The following is a 15,350-nucleotide window of genomic DNA, read 5'->3' as shown; positions in this document are numbered from 1 at the left end:
GCCTCCGCCGCCGCGATGCCCAGCTCGGTGCTGCCCGGTAGATGTCCCCTACTGGGGTGACCTTCGCCGCGAGCTGCTCGTACTTCACCAACGGGTCAGGCGGGTCTGCCAGTTCGGCGGAACGAGGTTTGGGTACATGTCTCGCCACTTCCGGATCTTCCGGATGGACTCGACCGGCGAGTGCCAGCACGCGGCCAGGACCTACTCGGCAAAGCCGCTCGGCAGACGCATCAGGATGCTCTCCGGGAAGCCGCCGGTTCGCGACCACCCAAGCCGTCGCCGCCTCGGTCACCTGTGTGAAGCCGGAGGGTGCGCGCTACCTGTTTCCCGCGTCTCGACCCGAACATCTACTACGCGGACAGGGTGCCGGTCCGACAGCCGGACCGGCACCCCTGCCTGCCTGTCCCACGGCTACAGCGAAGACTCGGCCTCCTCGTCAGGCCAGATCACCCGCGGGGTGACCCGCCGAGCGCACCCGTCGATCACCACCACTCCCCACATGTCATCCCAGTGACCGTCGCCCATGCACTGGAACCGACCCCGGAACTCGTGACCGGGAAACGCGTCGATGAGCTCCTGGACGTCGTCCTCAAGTTGGCCCAGGCTCTCCGCGTCGTCGCGATCAGGCAGCACCCGCCCGACGGTGCGCTGCGGAGGCTGCTCCCGGGCGTCCAGCATGATGGCCCGGGGCCCTTCGGAACTACGGCCGGAGAACCGGCTGGCCCGGCACTCGGCCAAGGTCAGCGGAGGTTCGATCCGGATCTCGCCGGTGACGTACGTGTAGTACAGAGTGTCTCCTTGGTGAACAGCAAATGGGCCCAACCGGGTTGGGCGGCCGCGGATGGGCGAGCCAGAGGGGCAGCCTGGCGTTGCGCGGAGGTCGCGCCGCACCGGGGTGTCACGCGGGGTGTCACATCCGCTGTCACGCACCCGGGCGTGACAGCCGGCCACCAGTACAAATGGGTGAGAGGCCGCCGCTGAGGTGGCGGCGCAGCGGCGCATGGATGGCAAGCCGCGACCGCGGCCGGTGGGCACGTCGGGGCTAGCCGCCCAGGAGCATGTTGCGGGCTTCGAGAGCCCGGTGCAGCAGCGCCGCCTCGCCGGAATCGACCGGGATCGGGCCGCTCGCGCGAAGGGCAGGCGGCATCGTGATCTTCACCTCGCCGTTGCTGAAGCTGGCGGTCAGGTCGCTGATCTGATCCTCGGTCAGTGAGTGGCGGACGAAGACATCCACGCCGCCGAGGGAGATGCGGAAGGTGAGCAGGGTGCCGAAGCACACCGCGATGACGTTCCCACTGAACATCACCTCGGCCAGCTCTTCGGTCGTGCGCTCGGTGTCGTTCAGTTCGTCGGATGAGGGCATACGACTCCAGGTCTCGGGGGCAGGAGGGTCAGGGCGCGGTGTCGCCCGGCTCGTACGGGCCACGGAACCGCCCAGGAATCTCGCTGGGCGGGGTGCTGGGATCGGGCGCATCGACGGGGCCCCGGTCCGGGTCGCTCCAGTAGGACAACGCGAGGACGTCGACAGAGGCGTCGCGCTCCTCGCGGGTGGCCCAGGCTTCGACGCTCACGTCGCCCTCCGTGTAGACGGCGAATGCGTAGCACAGCTCGAATGGCGAGTCGTAGAGAGCGACCGCCTGGTAGGGCCAGTTGCCGAGGTCCCAGCCCTCGGTGCCCCAGTCCCGGATCCCGGTCCATCCCCAGGGCTCAAAGTGAACCAGCCATTCATCGGCGTCATCGTCGTGGAAGTCTTCTGGCAGGAACGGCAGGAGCGAAAGAGGGACGGGGCCGCAGGTGAACGGGCGGTCATCGAAAGAGCGGGAATCGGCAGTCAAGGGAGTCCTTCTGGTCGGGAAGGGCGTTTCCAACCCAATACAGAACTGTACTCCAAAGACGGGATTAAATCAAATTAATAGGGTCATCGGGTGGAATGGGGCCGCTCCCGTGCCGACGGGTCCGGGGCGACGCGATAGAGGCGCGGCGCCGCCAGTCAGGGCGCCCACCCCGACCGCACGGTCGGCCCCGGCACGGCCGCGCGCCGGGACTCACCCTGGCGCACCGAGGTGACCGACTGTGTGGGGCGTGCGAGGCGGAAGCGAAGAAGAGTCACGGCCTGTATGGTTGCGTTCGTTACCGGATCTTTCCGGCACCCCGCCCCTGCGGGAGTCCCCGTCATGCAGAGCAGCCCCGCCCCTGCGGGAGTCCGGCCCTGGCTCGTCCCAGAGGCCGCTGCACACTCAAATCGACCCGGGGAATGATCATCTATGCCTACCACCACGTCTCTTGGTGCTCTGTCCAGTTTCCTGGCTGCCCAGAACGGATCTGGCTGTACCCCTGACGAACTGATCAGGGTCTTCGTCGACGGTGGTGACGCCGACTGGCGGACTTGGGTGGACGAAAGCGGCGCGTTCGAGGACATGGTGCGCGCCCTGACGGAGATCGCCGATGCTCGGCTCCCTGACGGGGCGTGGCTGGCTGGCGATCAGATCCACATACTCGCCGGACAGTCCCGAGGAGAAGCTGACGCACTCTTTGAGGCGGTACGCAGCGCGCTGGAGGACATCGAAGACGCCGTGCTGGAGACAATCGTCGAAGAACACGCGCCAGCGGATGCTCACCTGGCAAAGTGACGACCAGATCTAGGGGCTGACCGTTGCTCAGCGAGGCCCCTGACCAGGCTGGCCAAGGCTCGATGGCACGAACCGCACTGTAGCCAAAGTGGCAATCGATCAAGATCCGGTGGCACAGGACGACAGCCCTTGATGTCGGTGTGCATTCGCGCACCGACATCAAGGGCTTCATCACATACCCAGTGAAGGTCGCCGAGGCTCGCGCCGGTTGCGGATCGCGACGAATACGCAGACCGGAGTGGTGAACAGAGCGTGCCAGCCGTAGAAGCAGAGCCCAGCCAGGCTGGCCAACTGCCCAAGCACGAGTAGCAGAGCGAAGACCTGTGCGAGGGGGACCGGTACGGACCCGTCGACGGTCGCGGCCAGCAGATGCGGCGCGACCCGCTGAATCGCGACGCACACAGACAAGGCGACAGTGAGGCCGCCCCAGATGACCACCAACGCCCGCCCCGGTCGATCTCGGCGACCAGACGCAGCTGCAGAACGAACCGACTCACCGGACTCACCGGTCCGGCCGGCCCGGGGTTCAAGATGCCCACCATCCCCGGAAGTCATCGACCCCCTGCGGGGGTCGATGGGGGAGCTACTCAACTGCCGCTCCGCGCACCGAGCAGGCGAGTGGAGATTGCGCGGAGAATGCGGCCCAGCCCCATCCCGACGGCGCCGACGACAAGCACTCCGAACAGCCGTTCCGCGAGCAGATATGTACCCGCGATGGGCTGCCACACCACGGGTAGCAGCAGAGGAAGCACACGAACCAGATTCAACTCGCTACGCCCGAGGGGGGATTCCTCCACCGGGCGCAGGAACAAGGCGCCACTCGGGTTGGTGTAGGTGATTGCCGCGCCCATCACCAGCGGCACCAGAATGGTCAGCAACACGTCGAGCACAGCGATCACCATGGGCGGTCTCCTCGGGTCAGAACTCGGGACGCCGGGGCGGCACCCTGCTCCGCCTCCGATACTCCGACCTTGCTCGCCAAGCCCTGTGGACAGAGTCACCGCACGACCAGGAGGCCGGGCCGCTCCAGGATGTTCCGCTGCGCGCCGTCGGCCCCCTGGCGCCGTGGCGCGACGCGGTCGGTTCGGGGACGGCCTGCCAGAGCTTCATCGTGTCCAACAGGGCAGTCGGGTTTTGGCAAGTTGTCAGGACCTGAGTTTGGCACCGGTGTGGATCCGGCCATCAGACGCGGTGCAGGGCTTCGGCCACAGCGCGGACGCAGGCGTGGGTGTCGTCGCGGTAGATGGGCACCGGGGTCATCGGGTAACCCGGCGACTCGTACACCGTGGTGATGCCAGTGGCCGTGACGAGGCGGGCCCGCCACCCGCGGTGGATACGGACGGCGTGCTCGATGTGGTTGCGGTGCTCGATGAGGACGTATGCGGTCCGCTCGTCCGGCTCGGGCTCGAAGTGGCCGGCGATGACACAGCTGTTGCGTCCCAACGAGACGGAGCGGCCGGTCTGTTCAGGTATCTGGGCCTCGTCGAGGAGCTGGCGCAGCAGACGGTCGGCCCGGCAGTCACACTCCTCGACCCGGCAGCGCTGCTGCTCGGTCCAGGCCAGGAGGTCACTGATGGCGGAGGTGATCTCGGCCATCTCCTGCTTTCCGCGCTCCATGTAGGGATCGTCAGGGCCGTCGCTCATGTTCAGGGCCGCTGAGGTTGCCAGGCTCTCCCGTCGCAGGCCGGACAGCGCCAGGCGAAGACGGGCGAAGCAGCCCGGAGCGCCCTGGCCGGCGGCGAAGGTGGCGATCGGACCGCGTTCGGCCAGGGCGTTTGCAGCCTGCCGGGCTTCCTTGAGGGTGGTGATGGGCACGCAGGATTCCTCGGTGTGGGGGGCGCCGCCGTCCGGTGGCGCCCGGTAGGGGCGGGCGGGCCCGTGGGACCCGCCCGCCGGGGGCGGTTCAGGCGTGGCGCAGTGCAGAGACCAGCGCCGCACTCAAGGCGGCGGGGATGTCGGAGACCTGGGTGACATCCAGGCGCTGGGCGCCGGGCAGCACGTTGGAGCCGGGGTCGAGGCAGAACCAGAGCACGTGGACTCCGGCCCTGGTCAGGCGCCGTACGAGACGTTCGCCGCCGATCCGCTCTTCCGGTTCCCAGTGGCCGTCAGACACGATGACCAGGACGCGGGCACCCTCCTGGCGGGAGAGCCCCAGCGCGCCGTCGAGCGCGTTGGCGGCCTCCGTGAAGCGGTGGTTGCCGTCGTTCGCGTGGAACTCGGTGACCTGGGACGGCGGCTGGCCGGGGGAGACGATCGGGGTGACGGCCGTGCCGAAGGCCACCGTCGCAGCCTTCCCCGCGACCTCACGGGTTCCGTGCGCGAACATCCAGGCCGTCGAAGCGACGATCGGCGTGTAGGCGCTCATCGACCCGGACACGTCGACGGCCACGCCGACCGCGACCGGCGGCTCGTCCGTGCGCTTGCGCTTCACGGTGCGAAACGGCCGGGCGGTGACCGGCACGCCCAGGGCCCGCTGCGCCGCACCGAGCATCGCGTCGCGGCCGGACAGACGGCCCGGCGGGAGCGCGGAGGCGACGCGGACCCGAGCGGTGTCACGGAAGCGTGCCCTGGCGAGCGCGCTGCCCAGGCGCCGTGCGGCTGCCCGCTCCAGCGCGGTGGGTGCACGATGACCGCGGACCGGATTCCTCGGCCGCGAGCGGCGTGAGGACGGAGCGGGCGCGGACAGAAACACGCGGCGGGCCGCCTGCCGGGCTGCCTGCTGTGCGGCATCCTCGGCACGACGTTCCTTCTGCCGCCGGGCTGCCGCCTCCTTGAGACGACGCTGCTGCTCGGGGTCGGGCATCGCCCCGGTGGAGATCTGGGCCTGAGTCGAGGCCGCGGCGGTGACAGTGGCCACGGCCGCGCCGAGCGGATCCCCGTCGGCCGTGGAATCTGAGGGCTCGTGAGGCTCGCCCGCAGCGCACCCGATGCCGGGCAGGTCGTCGTCGGGATCGGCGCCGACGACCTCCACCCACCGGCGGGCGACCTCCAGCAGTCCGGTCTGGTCGCCGTCGGCGAGGGTCAGGACCTCCCGCCACAGGGCCCGAAGCCGGGCGAGATCCCCGGCGCCGAGGACGGACTCGGCAGCCGTGCGCACCGGCTGGACCTCGGTCGCGGTGAGCACTCCGGCGTCCGCCCGGCCCAGGATGAGCGCGGCACCGGCCGCTGCCCGCCACCGGTCGTACTTCGGTGAGGCGGTGCGCTGCGCAGGCAGCACGATGCTGCTCGCGCAGGCGCGCAGATAGACGCGGTCAGCCGGGCGCTCCTGGAGGTGACGCGCCTCGATCCGGGGCTCTTCGAGCAGGACGGCCGCACGGATCACCGCGCGTCCCGCCGTCTCGGGCCAGTCCTGCCAGCGGGTGCTGCGGGCGTGTCCGGCCTCGTGCGCGGACATGCCCACGATCACCGGGTGCCGCAGCCGACCCGAGACGCTGAGCGGGTCGATCTGGTCCGGGTGCCCGCCGTCCTTCAGTGCGATCGCCCCGTTGACCGTGACCTTGATCAGCGCCGGGTCGAACCAGGCGGCCTCCGCCGTGGGCGTGCCGTCCCACACCATGGTGAGCAGCACGTCGTCACGGTCGGCAAGAGTGTTGATGATGGAACCCAGACGCCGGGCGAGCGCGCGCCGGGCATCCAGCAGGTCCGTGTCAACGTCCTCCTGCACAGCGGGGTCGGTGCCCGCCACTGCGGCCGTCACCGGCGCCCCGCAGGCACCCGGGCCCCCAGGGACAGCGCCGGGATCTCGCCGAACTTCTCCACCATGGCCGCGGTGAACTCGTCGCGGTCCTGCGAGGGGCACTTGCGCAGCAGACCGGAGACGGCAAATCCCTGTCCGTACCGCCCGGTTGCCTCGGCGAAGGCCAGTGCGTCACGCAGCTGCGGGATCCAACCCTCGTACGTCTCCTGGGCCTTGCGGCTCTCCAGGTTCTTGGCCACGGTGATCAGGTTCACCGGCACGCCGAGGTCGGCGGCCAGGTCCCAGTCGGTGGCGACTTCGATGTGGTGGTGGAAACGGCTGCGCAGGGCGTCGCTCAGGTTCGCCCCGGGAACGTCGGGGTTGCAGGCGCCGATGACGAACCAGTTGGGGCCGACCTTGAGCGGGGGCAGCTTGGGGTTCATCGGGACGTGCAGTTCGCCGCGGCCGTCCATGAGCGGGTACAGCACGGTCAGGGCCCGGGGGTCGATGAGGGCGATCTCGTCGATCAGCAGCGGGACGTCGTTCTCGATGCTGCGGATGAGCGGGCCCGGGACCCATTCGTAGAGTTCGGTGTCCGGGTCCTGGACGAAGGTGCCGACGAAGTCCGGCACGTCGGTGTCGGCGGTGCCGACGATCGTCTCCAGGCCGGTGTGCAGGCCGTCGACGGCGTCCTGGACGAACGCGGCCTCGCTCAGCGCGGTCTTGCCGGTGCCGGGCGGTCCGACGAGCAGTACGTGCTCGTGGTGGCTGCGGGCGTCGCGAAGGAACGCGAGGTCCTCCAGCGGGCCGACCATGCGGGGATGGTAGGGATGGCCGTTCGGACGGACCTGCGGGCCGACCGGAACGAGCGCGGACGACAGGGCGGTCGGTGACGGGACGGGCGCGCTCTGCTGGGTGCGTTCGCGCTCGAGGTCCTCAAGTACCGCGCGGCCGCGCTGGTTCATCTGATCCGTGAAGCTGGGCAAGGGACTCCTGCGGTGGAAGGGGCGAGGGGCGCGGAGGCGGTTCGGGCTAGAAGTTCGAGCCCGGGATGTGCGAGGCGCGGCCGAGTTCCGTGCCCGTCTCGCGGGCGTGCTTGCCGAAGTGCTGAGCGATGCGGTGGGCGTTGCTGCGGGCGGAGGCGGCGTCGGTGAGATCCGCAGGCAGGCCGAAGACGGTGAAGTCGCGACTCGGCTCGTAGCCCTTACTCTCCTTTTCGCGGGACCGCTTCACCGCGGCACTCAAAGCCTCGGCGGCGGTGATCTGCGTGTGAACCAGCCCGATCTGGCCCTTGCCGCTGCGGGAGCCATGGATTCCGAGCACGATCGCTTCGTCCCCAGTGACCACGATGAACCGGTAGAACTTGTCGCTGTGCCCGTCCTCAAGGTGCAGTTCCCAGCCGAAGCTGACGACGCTGCCACTGGTAGCCAACTCATACCCCCCATGGGTCAAATTATTTGGGTCACTATGTATCTGGAGGTGCGCGGCGAAACGGCCGACCGCGAGGATGGAAGCGTCCTCCGATGATCTCAATTGTACCCGGATCGGCTCATGAAATCAAATCAATAGGGTCGTCAGGGCTGTGCTGGTTACCCGGTCACACCCCCGTACACTCGGCACCTGCTGTCCACGCCCCGGGAGAGAACAAGACCGTGAACACACCGCAGTCCAACAGCACACGTGACGGTGACGCACCGATCTACACCAGCCTCGTCGAGGAGTTCGGCGACGTCCTGACCGAGGCGCGCCGCACTGCGGAGCAGACGCTGCGCGAGTCGCAGCGGGCTCTCGACTTCGGCCTCGTCCCGGCCGGCGCCGCCTGACCAACCGCGTCCGGCGCCGCAACCAGCTCGGCCAGGCGCCCCGCCGACTCACCCGGGGCACACAACCTGGGATCCAGCGGACCGTCAGAAGCATGGCGGATATGGCCGTCGGGCTCCTGTTACGCGCGGTACATGCCGTCGGCTTAAGGCAGGGCCAGGAGGCCGGTCGACGACTGCCGCCAACCCGGCTGCGTCCGAGGCGCCGGCATTGTCGCGATCAGCGCCTCCATCCGGGACAGCTCGGCGTCGGCCTGAACCTGGACCGCGGGACCGAGGAGCGCCCTCACGGCCGTCACGATCTCGATGCCCGCGTCGTCGATCCGTGCGAGGTTCCTACCCACGTCGAACAAGTCCGGGGAAGGCGCCACGCTGACCGAGTCCAGCGCCACCGCATGAAGCGCCACCACAACCTCGTTCACCGCCGGCAGTACCCGCGCCGGATCACTCCGCACCAGGTCCTGCAGGTACGCACTCAGCTCGGACACCGGCTTCTCGACCGTCGTCTCCGTCATATCCAAGGACGACGCTGTCCGGTGGCCGTCACGCGCCGCCCCCCCCGTGAGCCAGCTCCCCGGAATCCTGGACTACGACAGTGACCGCCGCCGGCCACACAGTTCACAGCGACGCACCATCGCCCGCCGGGCTCGGCCGGTCGCACTGCGGGGACCGGCCGGACAGACAGATGTCCTCGATCAGGCGCATCTGGGCGGACGCCTTCTCATCCCACTCGCACCGGCGCTCCTCGCGGACCCTGGCCAGGTCTCGGCCGACGGGTATGAAGGGGGAGCCAGGGTGTCCGGGCCACCGGTTCCCGCTGACCGGGTCGAAGTCCATGTTCCGGTAGCCCCGCCACGACTCCTGGTGGTGAGGGCACATCGCGGCGGGTGCGTGGACCGTGTAGCGCTGGTCGGGTGGGAAGAGGTTGTTGATGGCCCTGTGCCGGCTGCGGCGCCAGGCCGCGGCTTCCCATGTGTGCCACCGGGCCCTGACGTCGGCGGGGACCGGGATGTCGAGGTACCGGTGCGGGACGTCCACGAAGTACTTGGGCTTGGTCAACTGGCCTCTTTCATAACGGGAACGGAGAACGGCGAGACGAGGGGACGCGGCGCGGGAGCGGAGGGCTGCGGGCCACTCTCGGTCGCGACGAGCCGGCCCGCGGCGTTGAGCCGGAGATAGGGGCGCATGATCTTCGGAATGGGGGCGGTGTCCGGAACCCCGCGAGCGACGGCGCCCCACTCGCCCGTGGTGAGGAACTCGGCTCCGATGTACTCGGTGTACGCGGGCGGGATCGCCTCGGTGAGCTCCTCGTGGACGTCGGTCCAGTGGATGTCCATCGCCTGCTGCATTTCGCGGACGGTGCCCTTGCCGCCGCCCTTTCCGTACGCGGCGATATACGGGCCGTCCCGCCACACGCCGTGCCGCAGGCCGCGGACGTAGCCCCGGTGGGGCTGGTGCGGCCGCCGGTTGCCCTCCCAGTAGTCGATCTCAAACACGCGGTGCCGCAAGACTCCGAGGCCGAACATCTCACCGCACAGGACAAGGTCGCGCCGCAGCTGGGCGCCCTGGACGTTCTCCATGACGGAGGGAACGCCGTACCAGGCGAACAGCGCCCGCGTATCGGGGATCAAGTCGATGTACTGGCGGCCCTTGTTCGTGCCCTTGGTGAGGGTGCACGAGTGCTGGCACGGCGGCGAGGCGTGCACCAGGTCGAAGTCCTGGACGTGCGCGTGGGCGAACTCCAGGGCATCGGCCTGATGGAACTCGAACGGGTAGTGGGGCCGCGGGCTTTGGTCGACGCCCACGACGTCGAACCCCGCCCGGTAGTACCCCATCCCCGCGCCGCCGGCGCAGCAGAACAGATCAAGGACCCGCGGCCTACGCCCCCGGAAGGCGGGCCGCTTCGGCAGCTGAAGCCGTTTCGCAGGCCGGCAGGTTCCGGTGCTGCAGCACGCCAGGCCCATGTGGCCGGGCCGCCACCGCGCCGACGGAGCGGGCAGCACTATGAGAGGACCGGTCACTCAGCCCTCGCGGCACCCGGCAGGCGCTTGGCCAATACGGCCAGGGCGTCGAGCACTTCGGCCGCCTCCCGGATCTGGCCGGCCTCGTTGTCCTCGGTCCGGGTCCAGCCCACGCGCCGGGAAGTGGTGAAGAACGGGATGACCTTGCGCAGGGGGATCACCGGCGTGCCGTGCACGTCGCACTCGGTCTCAAGATCCCCGACGCCCGGAACGCGGGCGATGTAGGCCCCGTTGGCCGGATAGCTGGGGTCCTGCCAGACGACGAACGCGGCGGAAGGGGTGTTGTTCGTGAGTGTGTCGGCCAGGGTACGGGCGGAGCCGGCCGCCACCTCGCCGGGGCCGTAGACGAAGCCGAACTCCAACTGGCGGGGTACAGGTCCCAGGCCGTAGTCGCTCGCCACCCGTGCGCCGTGGAAGGCGGCCAGCACCGCATCGACCTCGTCGTCGTGGACGCTGTAGATGATGACCTGCAGCTGCGAATCACCAGACAGGGCAAGCTCCTTGAGGTGGTTGGGGTATCGGGGAGATACGGACCTGCATCCGTGCGCTGGCGTCACACGGGCGGAGCGGGACCGCCTCGGCAGGGCCCCGCGACGTCGCCTGGTCCAGCTGTGCCCGGTTGCCGTTCCGTGGGCGTGATGGGGTGAGCCTGATCAGGTCTTGCTGTGCCGGGCCGGGGCCAGCGCCTCGCGCGCGTCCTCCAGCGACGGGAAGTCGCGGGGCATCGTGCTGTTCGGGTAGACATGCTGCGCTGCGAGGGCCCGCGCCTCCTCGACGTTCCAATCGGCGACCGGGAGCAGCCAGCGGCGCCCAGTGGAGTGCAGCAGCCCGTCCAACTGCTGCGGGTTTCCACCGCCCTCGTGCCGAGCGTCGCGCACCATCTTGATCCGCCCGTCCCGGAAGAGGTTCGTCACCTCCATGAGCCGGTACGCCAGGGGCTCCTCCTCGCGGGTGTACGACGCCGTGGTGTACGACGGGCGCAGCTCCACGACCACCAGGTCACCCCTGCGGGCCTTGATCTCGGGTGTGGCGGTCTTCGTCATGGCTTCCTCGCTCGGGGATTCGGTGATCAGTTACTGGTCGTCTCGGGGCTCGCCGAGGCGGTAGCGGCCGCGGCCGGACGAGCCACCGCCGGGAAGGCCAGACGTACGGCGCCGGGGCGCGACCATGACGGCAGCGCCCCGGAGACTGGATGGTCAGCGAGCGGCGAGGCGCCGCATGGTGCGGGCGTAGTCCTCCACACGCGCCTTGGCGATCACCGAGCGGTCGGTGGTCCGCAGCACGAGCCCCTCCGGACGGCCACCAGCGCCGCCATCCAGTGCCACGCGCGTGGTGGGCAGCTGCGTGGCGAGGAAGTCCTGCATCCCCGCGAGATCGGTCGGGAGCTGATCCGCTGCGACGCGGCCCAGCCGCGGCGTCAGCTCGACGCTGTTCTCTGCGGCCGCGAGGGCGAGTTCGTCCTCGGTGAAGAACTGCTGGCCGCCATGCTCGCGCCAGGAGCTGATCTCGGCAGGCGTCCGCTCCAGGACCGCGGCGTCCACTGCGGCGACGTCGAAGAGGCGGAATCCCACTGCGTGGCTGCCGGTGTACTCCTTGCTGGCCTTGGTGAGCTTGGCGCCGTAGACCTCGAAGAAGTAGACGCGGACGCCCGCAGTGGGCGCGGTCAGGTGGCCGGCCAGTGAGCGCAGGGCGGGAACGATGGTGCTCTTCGCGTCGATGGCCCGGTCGCCACGGGCGTGGAGAAGGTCCTCGCGGCTGCCGATCACGAAGTCGCCGTCAGGCAGAACTGCGACCCGCGCGTTCGTGCCGTCCACCTTCTCGGTGAGCACCACGTCGCCGTTGAAGGCCACCGTGTTTTCGAGCAGGGTGCCGCGGTCGATCTCGTGGAACGTCGGTATCGACGGGTACTTCGTTGCCGAGTTCAGGGCATCGAGACCGATCGCGTCGAGATTGGTCAAGGGGTCCTCCAAGGTCGGGCAGGTGGGAGCGGGCGGTCGGGGCGAGCGCCCCGCACAACACAAAAGTACCCCGATGTGGGAGTAGAGTCAAATGAAAAGGGTCATCGCGAAGGTCGCCCTTCTCTGTAATGACCCTAATAACTTGACTCAAGTGGCAGTGTTGAGTAAATTAGTGAATGCCGACTCTGTGGCGCCTGCAAGGAAGGAATGACGATGAGCCCCCGTCTGAGCGACTACACCCGCAACCGCGAGCACGCCGTTGCCACGCAGAACCTGCGCCGCTCCGGAGCCAGTGGCGTCCATGCCAGTGGGCCGAAGCGCCAGCGCAACCGGAACGCTGCCAAGAAGGCGGCCATCCGCTTCTCGGCGGCCGCCGCGTGACCGTGCTCGCCGCACCCCACCCTGGCGAGGCCGCGCCTACGACCTCCGCACCGCTCGCAGTGATCGTCACGAAGGCCGACGGAGGAGTTACTCGTATCGGCCCCATCACCGCCCCGGGAGAAGCCCGTGCCATCCACGCCTCGCTCACCCGGGCCACCACCATCCCGGAGAAGGCCTCGGCCTCAGCCGAGATCGCCCGGTTCAACTCCGCCGAGCCACACCTGCCGCTCCTGGACGCCGAGGTCGAGACGGTCCTGGAGTTGATGGACGACACCGAGCAGGGTGTCGAGGCCCCCTTCCCTAACCTGTGGGACCGACTCGTGGCCCAGCACGGGCTCACGGTGGCCGACACCCTGATACGCGCGGCCCTCGCGGCCCGCCGCCAGGGCCACCGGCCGTCGGCCGACGGTGCCGCACCGCGCCCTTCGCGCAGCCGGGCCGACGACCGCTTCGAGCACGCCCTGCGGGAAGTCCTCCTGGAGAACGCCGGCCCCGGAGGAATGTCGCCCGCCGCCCTGAACCACACCCTGACCAGCATCCGGCACCTCGCCGAAGCCTGGGCCCGGTCACGTCCGCTCCACCCACCTGGCAGCTGAGCACCCCCGCATATCCGCCCGGCAGCAGGCCACAGCGCCCGCGACCCTGCCATCCCCAAGGAGAAACCCTGAACCCCGGACTCATTCACGAACTGCACCAGGCGGCGTACTACTTGCCGCCCGACCCTCATGCCCCGGGGGAGGCCGTACCCGTTCTGGCGCTCGCAGGATCTCGCATCGCCGCGTACATCACCGAGGACGGCGGGCTGTCCCTCGACGTGAACAGCGAGGAAGCCGCGCCCATCTTCCGCCGCAACGCCGACGGCAGCCTCGCCGTCACCGTCCGCGTGGACTCCTTCACTGCACAGACGTGGACCCGCGCAGTCCACTGATCCCCCACAGCCGAGCGACCCGGCGCCTCAACCGCGAGATCCGGCGTCCTGGGGAACGTGGGAGCGGCCCCGGCCCTTCGCGAGACGGACGAGCGCCTCGCGAACGGATTCCGCGCCCCGGCGCGCGGGCCAGCCGGCCACACTCTCCAACGGCCTCTCCTGCGGCGGCAGCGCCCACGACTCCGCCGCGCCCAGGTGCATGAGCCGCTTTCCGGACCGCTCGGTGTCGGCGCTGATGGAACCGCGATCCCGCTCCGGCCGGCACGGCACGATCAACCGCCCCCTCGTCACCCGGCGCACCATCGGCAACACCTTCTCCCACGGCAGCGCCCGCTCGAGGTCAGCATCGCTGATCCCGTGCACACGGCGCTCGCCCAAGGGGGAGCCCGGCCGGACGGGACGATCCAAGAGCACGGCGCCCGAGGCGACGTCGACAACCGCGACTTCGACGACCTCGTCCTCCACGCCCTCGACACTGGACGGTCCGGACGTACGGGTGCACAGGACGACGCCGGCCCCGTCCACCAGCAACGGACGCGCCCACCGCGCAAGGCGCCCCCAGAGCGTGTCGCCGAGCCGGATGTCCGACGCGAACCGGGCCACCGCCGCGTCCGCCCACAGCTCCGCCCTGACGGCGCCGACCCCCGGATTCCCCACCTCGTCCCGCATCCAGTCCAGCTCCCAGCTGCCCGTCCGCTCGTCGTGATGCGCCCAGACCTCGACCTGGTGACGGTCGGCCAGCGCGCCGGCGAACCCATGGACCAGCTCGGCCCGGCCCGGCTGACGCCTCACGAACTCGCGCAGCGGACTGGGGGTGCCCGGCCGCACCGCGCGGACCTCTTCCCACGGCACGCCGGGAAGGTCGCGCAGGACCTCGACGTCGCGGGTGGTGAACAGCGGAACGTCGATCCACCGGCGGCTCCCCACCTGGGACTGCACGTAGGAGCTCGGGGTGATCCATCCCGCGTCCAGGACGTACTTCCAGTCCGAGGGGCGGATCTCCAGCAGGCCGCACGCCGCGTCCGATCCGATCAGCCGGTCCCCGCACACCCGCTCGCGCACCTCCTCGTCGGCGGCCAGGACGTCCAGGTCGGCCGTGGCGTACCGGCCACCCAGGCCCGCACTGATCGCGCCCTCGGCCGCAACCTTCTCCAACTCGCTGACCCGCCACCCCAACCGGTCCGCCGCGTCGGCCGGCTTCATGCTCACCGCGGCCCACGCCTGCCACCGCGCCTCCTGACGAGCCTCGTGCTCCTCGCGCGCACGAACGATCTCCGCCAGCGCTTCCCGGCCGGCGCTGGACAGGGCCCTGGCGTCCTTCACGGAGTACATCGGAAAGCCGTTGTACTCCCCGACTACCCGCAAGAACCCCTGTCCGGACAGTGCAAGCACATCATCCTTCCGAGCGGAACAGCCGGCCGACGCCGAGAGCTCCTCGGCCAGACGGTGCGCCCCAAGACCTTCGCGGTCCTCGATCGCCTCGCGGATCTGCGGTGCGCGAGCCGCGACTTCATCAGCCACCGCCCGAGACCACCCACGGGACTTGTCCCGGGCCGACACCAGCCCCAACTCCTGAGCGCGCTTCACCATCCAGACCGGGAAGCCGAGCTCGTTCGCCAGCTGCGTGCTGTTCACGACCGGGGGTCGAGCGGAGGCCGTGGGATCCGACGCGTCGGTGCGGTTGGTCATTGCCTACGTCCTCTCGCGAGCGCCCACTGAGATGCGGGCAGCCAGAAACTGGCACAACCAATGAAACAGTGTCAAGAGTGTTGAAAACATGGCAAGTTGGGCTACTGGGAACTCCTGGGCGTGGCGAGGGGGTACGGCGAGGCGTCGGGTCCCGGATGCGGACGGGGGCAGATAACTCCGCGACGGACTGCGTGAGCCTTGGCTCTGCGGCTTCGGCGGCCGACAAGGCGCGCCGCAACGTGCCCGC

Annotated in this window: 20 protein-coding genes; 5 read left to right on the top strand and 15 right to left on the bottom strand. The window is 69.5% G+C overall.

Translation table 11 applies throughout. The annotated features are described in order from the left end of the window. Positions 1 to 411: 411 nt before the first annotated feature. Genes IE206_RS42790 through IE206_RS35390 form a run of 3 tightly spaced genes read right to left on the bottom strand, consistent with a single transcriptional unit; the run spans position 412 to position 1,835 of the window. Positions 412 to 1,002 carry a DUF6205 family protein gene (locus IE206_RS42790; protein ID WP_229853298.1) on the bottom strand — a complete coding sequence of 197 codons (591 nt, stop codon included), beginning with the start codon at positions 1,000 to 1,002 and terminating at the stop codon, positions 412 to 414. A gap of 40 nt (positions 1,003 to 1,042) precedes the next feature. Continuing rightward, on the bottom strand, positions 1,043 to 1,363 hold the full coding sequence (locus IE206_RS35395) for a hypothetical protein (protein ID WP_189969608.1): 321 nt from the start codon (positions 1,361 to 1,363) through the stop codon (positions 1,043 to 1,045). A 28-nt stretch (positions 1,364 to 1,391) separates the two neighbouring features. After that, positions 1,392 to 1,835 (bottom strand): hypothetical protein, encoded by a 444-nt coding sequence (locus tag IE206_RS35390; RefSeq protein WP_189969606.1) that lies wholly within the window; start codon positions 1,833 to 1,835, stop codon positions 1,392 to 1,394. Between the two features lie 429 nt (positions 1,836 to 2,264). Here IE206_RS35390 and IE206_RS35385 point away from each other — a divergent pair, with 429 nt between their 5' ends. Beyond that, positions 2,265 to 2,630 carry a hypothetical protein gene (locus tag IE206_RS35385; protein ID WP_189969603.1) on the top strand — a complete coding sequence of 122 codons (366 nt, stop codon included), beginning with the start codon at positions 2,265 to 2,267 and terminating at the stop codon, positions 2,628 to 2,630. A 587-nt stretch (positions 2,631 to 3,217) separates the two neighbouring features. Here IE206_RS35385 and IE206_RS35380 read toward each other — a convergent pair. The 5 genes from IE206_RS35380 to IE206_RS35360 all read right to left on the bottom strand — a co-directional run bounded on the left by IE206_RS35380 (position 3,218) and on the right by IE206_RS35360 (position 7,737). Beyond that, entirely contained in the window at positions 3,218 to 3,532 is a 315-nt protein-coding gene (locus IE206_RS35380; RefSeq protein ID WP_189969602.1) for a hypothetical protein, read from the bottom strand. Between the two features lie 280 nt (positions 3,533 to 3,812). Continuing rightward, entirely contained in the window at positions 3,813 to 4,445 is a 633-nt protein-coding gene (locus IE206_RS35375; RefSeq protein ID WP_189969600.1) for a hypothetical protein, read from the bottom strand. Positions 4,446 to 4,533: 88 nt separating this feature from the next. Beyond that, positions 4,534 to 6,294, bottom strand: a complete 1,761-nt coding sequence (locus IE206_RS35370; RefSeq protein WP_189969598.1) for a VWA domain-containing protein — start codon at positions 6,292 to 6,294, stop codon at positions 4,534 to 4,536. A 29-nt stretch (positions 6,295 to 6,323) separates the two neighbouring features. After that, entirely contained in the window at positions 6,324 to 7,292 is a 969-nt protein-coding gene (locus IE206_RS35365; protein ID WP_189969596.1) for an AAA family ATPase, read from the bottom strand. Positions 7,293 to 7,338: 46 nt separating this feature from the next. After that, positions 7,339 to 7,737: a hypothetical protein gene (locus IE206_RS35360; RefSeq protein ID WP_189969594.1), complete on the bottom strand. Its 399-nt coding sequence runs from the start codon at positions 7,735 to 7,737 to the stop codon at positions 7,339 to 7,341. A 221-nt stretch (positions 7,738 to 7,958) separates the two neighbouring features. On the opposite strand from IE206_RS35360, the gene IE206_RS35355 reads away from it, so the two are divergent. After that, complete coding sequence (locus IE206_RS35355; RefSeq protein ID WP_189969592.1) at positions 7,959 to 8,129, top strand: hypothetical protein; 171 nt, start codon at positions 7,959 to 7,961, stop codon at positions 8,127 to 8,129. Positions 8,130 to 8,272: 143 nt separating this feature from the next. Here the strand turns inward: IE206_RS35355 and IE206_RS35350 are convergent, their stop codons facing one another. The 6 genes from IE206_RS35350 to IE206_RS35325 form a co-directional block, all read right to left on the bottom strand. Further along, positions 8,273 to 8,641 (bottom strand): hypothetical protein, encoded by a 369-nt coding sequence (locus tag IE206_RS35350; RefSeq protein ID WP_189969590.1) that lies wholly within the window; start codon positions 8,639 to 8,641, stop codon positions 8,273 to 8,275. A gap of 103 nt (positions 8,642 to 8,744) precedes the next feature. Beyond that, complete coding sequence (locus IE206_RS35345; RefSeq protein WP_189969588.1) at positions 8,745 to 9,185, bottom strand: hypothetical protein; 441 nt, start codon at positions 9,183 to 9,185, stop codon at positions 8,745 to 8,747. Beyond that, positions 9,182 to 9,961 (bottom strand): class I SAM-dependent methyltransferase, encoded by a 780-nt coding sequence (locus IE206_RS35340; protein ID WP_308433973.1) that lies wholly within the window; start codon positions 9,959 to 9,961, stop codon positions 9,182 to 9,184. Before IE206_RS35340 ends, IE206_RS35345 begins: the two co-directional genes overlap by 4 nt. A 182-nt stretch (positions 9,962 to 10,143) precedes the next feature. Continuing rightward, positions 10,144 to 10,704, bottom strand: coding sequence for a hypothetical protein (locus tag IE206_RS35335; RefSeq protein ID WP_189969587.1), 561 nt, complete (start codon positions 10,702 to 10,704; stop codon positions 10,144 to 10,146). Positions 10,705 to 10,800: 96 nt separating this feature from the next. Beyond that, a complete protein-coding gene (locus tag IE206_RS35330; protein ID WP_189969584.1) occupies positions 10,801 to 11,190 on the bottom strand; it encodes a hypothetical protein in 390 nt (129 codons plus the stop codon). Between the two features lie 153 nt (positions 11,191 to 11,343). Continuing rightward, complete coding sequence (locus IE206_RS35325) at positions 11,344 to 12,105, bottom strand: RNA ligase family protein (protein ID WP_189969582.1); 762 nt, start codon at positions 12,103 to 12,105, stop codon at positions 11,344 to 11,346. 213 nt (positions 12,106 to 12,318) lie between these two features. Here IE206_RS35325 and IE206_RS35320 point away from each other — a divergent pair, with 213 nt between their 5' ends. The 3 genes from IE206_RS35320 to IE206_RS35310 all read left to right on the top strand — a co-directional run bounded on the left by IE206_RS35320 (position 12,319) and on the right by IE206_RS35310 (position 13,414). Beyond that, complete coding sequence (locus tag IE206_RS35320; RefSeq protein WP_189969581.1) at positions 12,319 to 12,486, top strand: hypothetical protein; 168 nt, start codon at positions 12,319 to 12,321, stop codon at positions 12,484 to 12,486. After that, positions 12,483 to 13,082, top strand: coding sequence for a hypothetical protein (locus tag IE206_RS35315; protein WP_189969579.1), 600 nt, complete (start codon positions 12,483 to 12,485; stop codon positions 13,080 to 13,082). The genes IE206_RS35320 and IE206_RS35315 overlap by 4 nt, the downstream gene beginning before the upstream one ends. Positions 13,083 to 13,195: 113 nt before the next feature. Next, positions 13,196 to 13,414 carry a hypothetical protein gene (locus tag IE206_RS35310; protein WP_189969577.1) on the top strand — a complete coding sequence of 73 codons (219 nt, stop codon included), beginning with the start codon at positions 13,196 to 13,198 and terminating at the stop codon, positions 13,412 to 13,414. Between the two features lie 27 nt (positions 13,415 to 13,441). Here the strand turns inward: IE206_RS35310 and IE206_RS35305 are convergent, their stop codons facing one another. Next, positions 13,442 to 15,103: a 3'-5' exonuclease family protein gene (locus IE206_RS35305; protein ID WP_189969575.1), complete on the bottom strand. Its 1,662-nt coding sequence runs from the start codon at positions 15,101 to 15,103 to the stop codon at positions 13,442 to 13,444. Between the last annotated feature and the right edge of the window lie 247 nt (positions 15,104 to 15,350).

The sequence above is a fragment of the Streptomyces violascens genome, assembly GCF_014649955.1.
Classification (GTDB): domain Bacteria; phylum Actinomycetota; class Actinomycetes; order Streptomycetales; family Streptomycetaceae; genus Streptomyces; species Streptomyces violascens.
Note: the sequence above shows the minus strand (reverse complement) of the source record. Positions and strands in the feature narration are given on the sequence as shown.

Excerpts from the sequence above, each read along its gene's own strand:
- IE206_RS42790 (WP_229853298.1), bottom strand. The coding sequence starts at position 1,002 with ATGCGCCGCTGCGCCGCCACCTCAGCGGCGGCCTCTCACCCATTTGTA.
- IE206_RS35395 (WP_189969608.1), bottom strand. The coding sequence starts at position 1,363 with ATGCCCTCATCCGACGAACTGAACGACACCGAGCGCACGACCGAAGAG.
- IE206_RS35385 (WP_189969603.1), top strand. The coding sequence starts at position 2,265 with ATGCCTACCACCACGTCTCTTGGTGCTCTGTCCAGTTTCCTGGCTGCC.
- IE206_RS35380 (WP_189969602.1), bottom strand. The coding sequence starts at position 3,532 with ATGGTGATCGCTGTGCTCGACGTGTTGCTGACCATTCTGGTGCCGCTG.
- IE206_RS35350 (WP_189969590.1), bottom strand. The coding sequence starts at position 8,641 with ATGACGGAGACGACGGTCGAGAAGCCGGTGTCCGAGCTGAGTGCGTAC.
- IE206_RS35340 (WP_308433973.1), bottom strand. The coding sequence starts at position 9,961 with ATGGGGTACTACCGGGCGGGGTTCGACGTCGTGGGCGTCGACCAAAGC.
- IE206_RS35330 (WP_189969584.1), bottom strand. The coding sequence starts at position 11,190 with ATGACGAAGACCGCCACACCCGAGATCAAGGCCCGCAGGGGTGACCTG.
- IE206_RS35320 (WP_189969581.1), top strand. The coding sequence starts at position 12,319 with ATGAGCCCCCGTCTGAGCGACTACACCCGCAACCGCGAGCACGCCGTT.
- IE206_RS35305 (WP_189969575.1), bottom strand. The coding sequence starts at position 15,103 with ATGACCAACCGCACCGACGCGTCGGATCCCACGGCCTCCGCTCGACCC.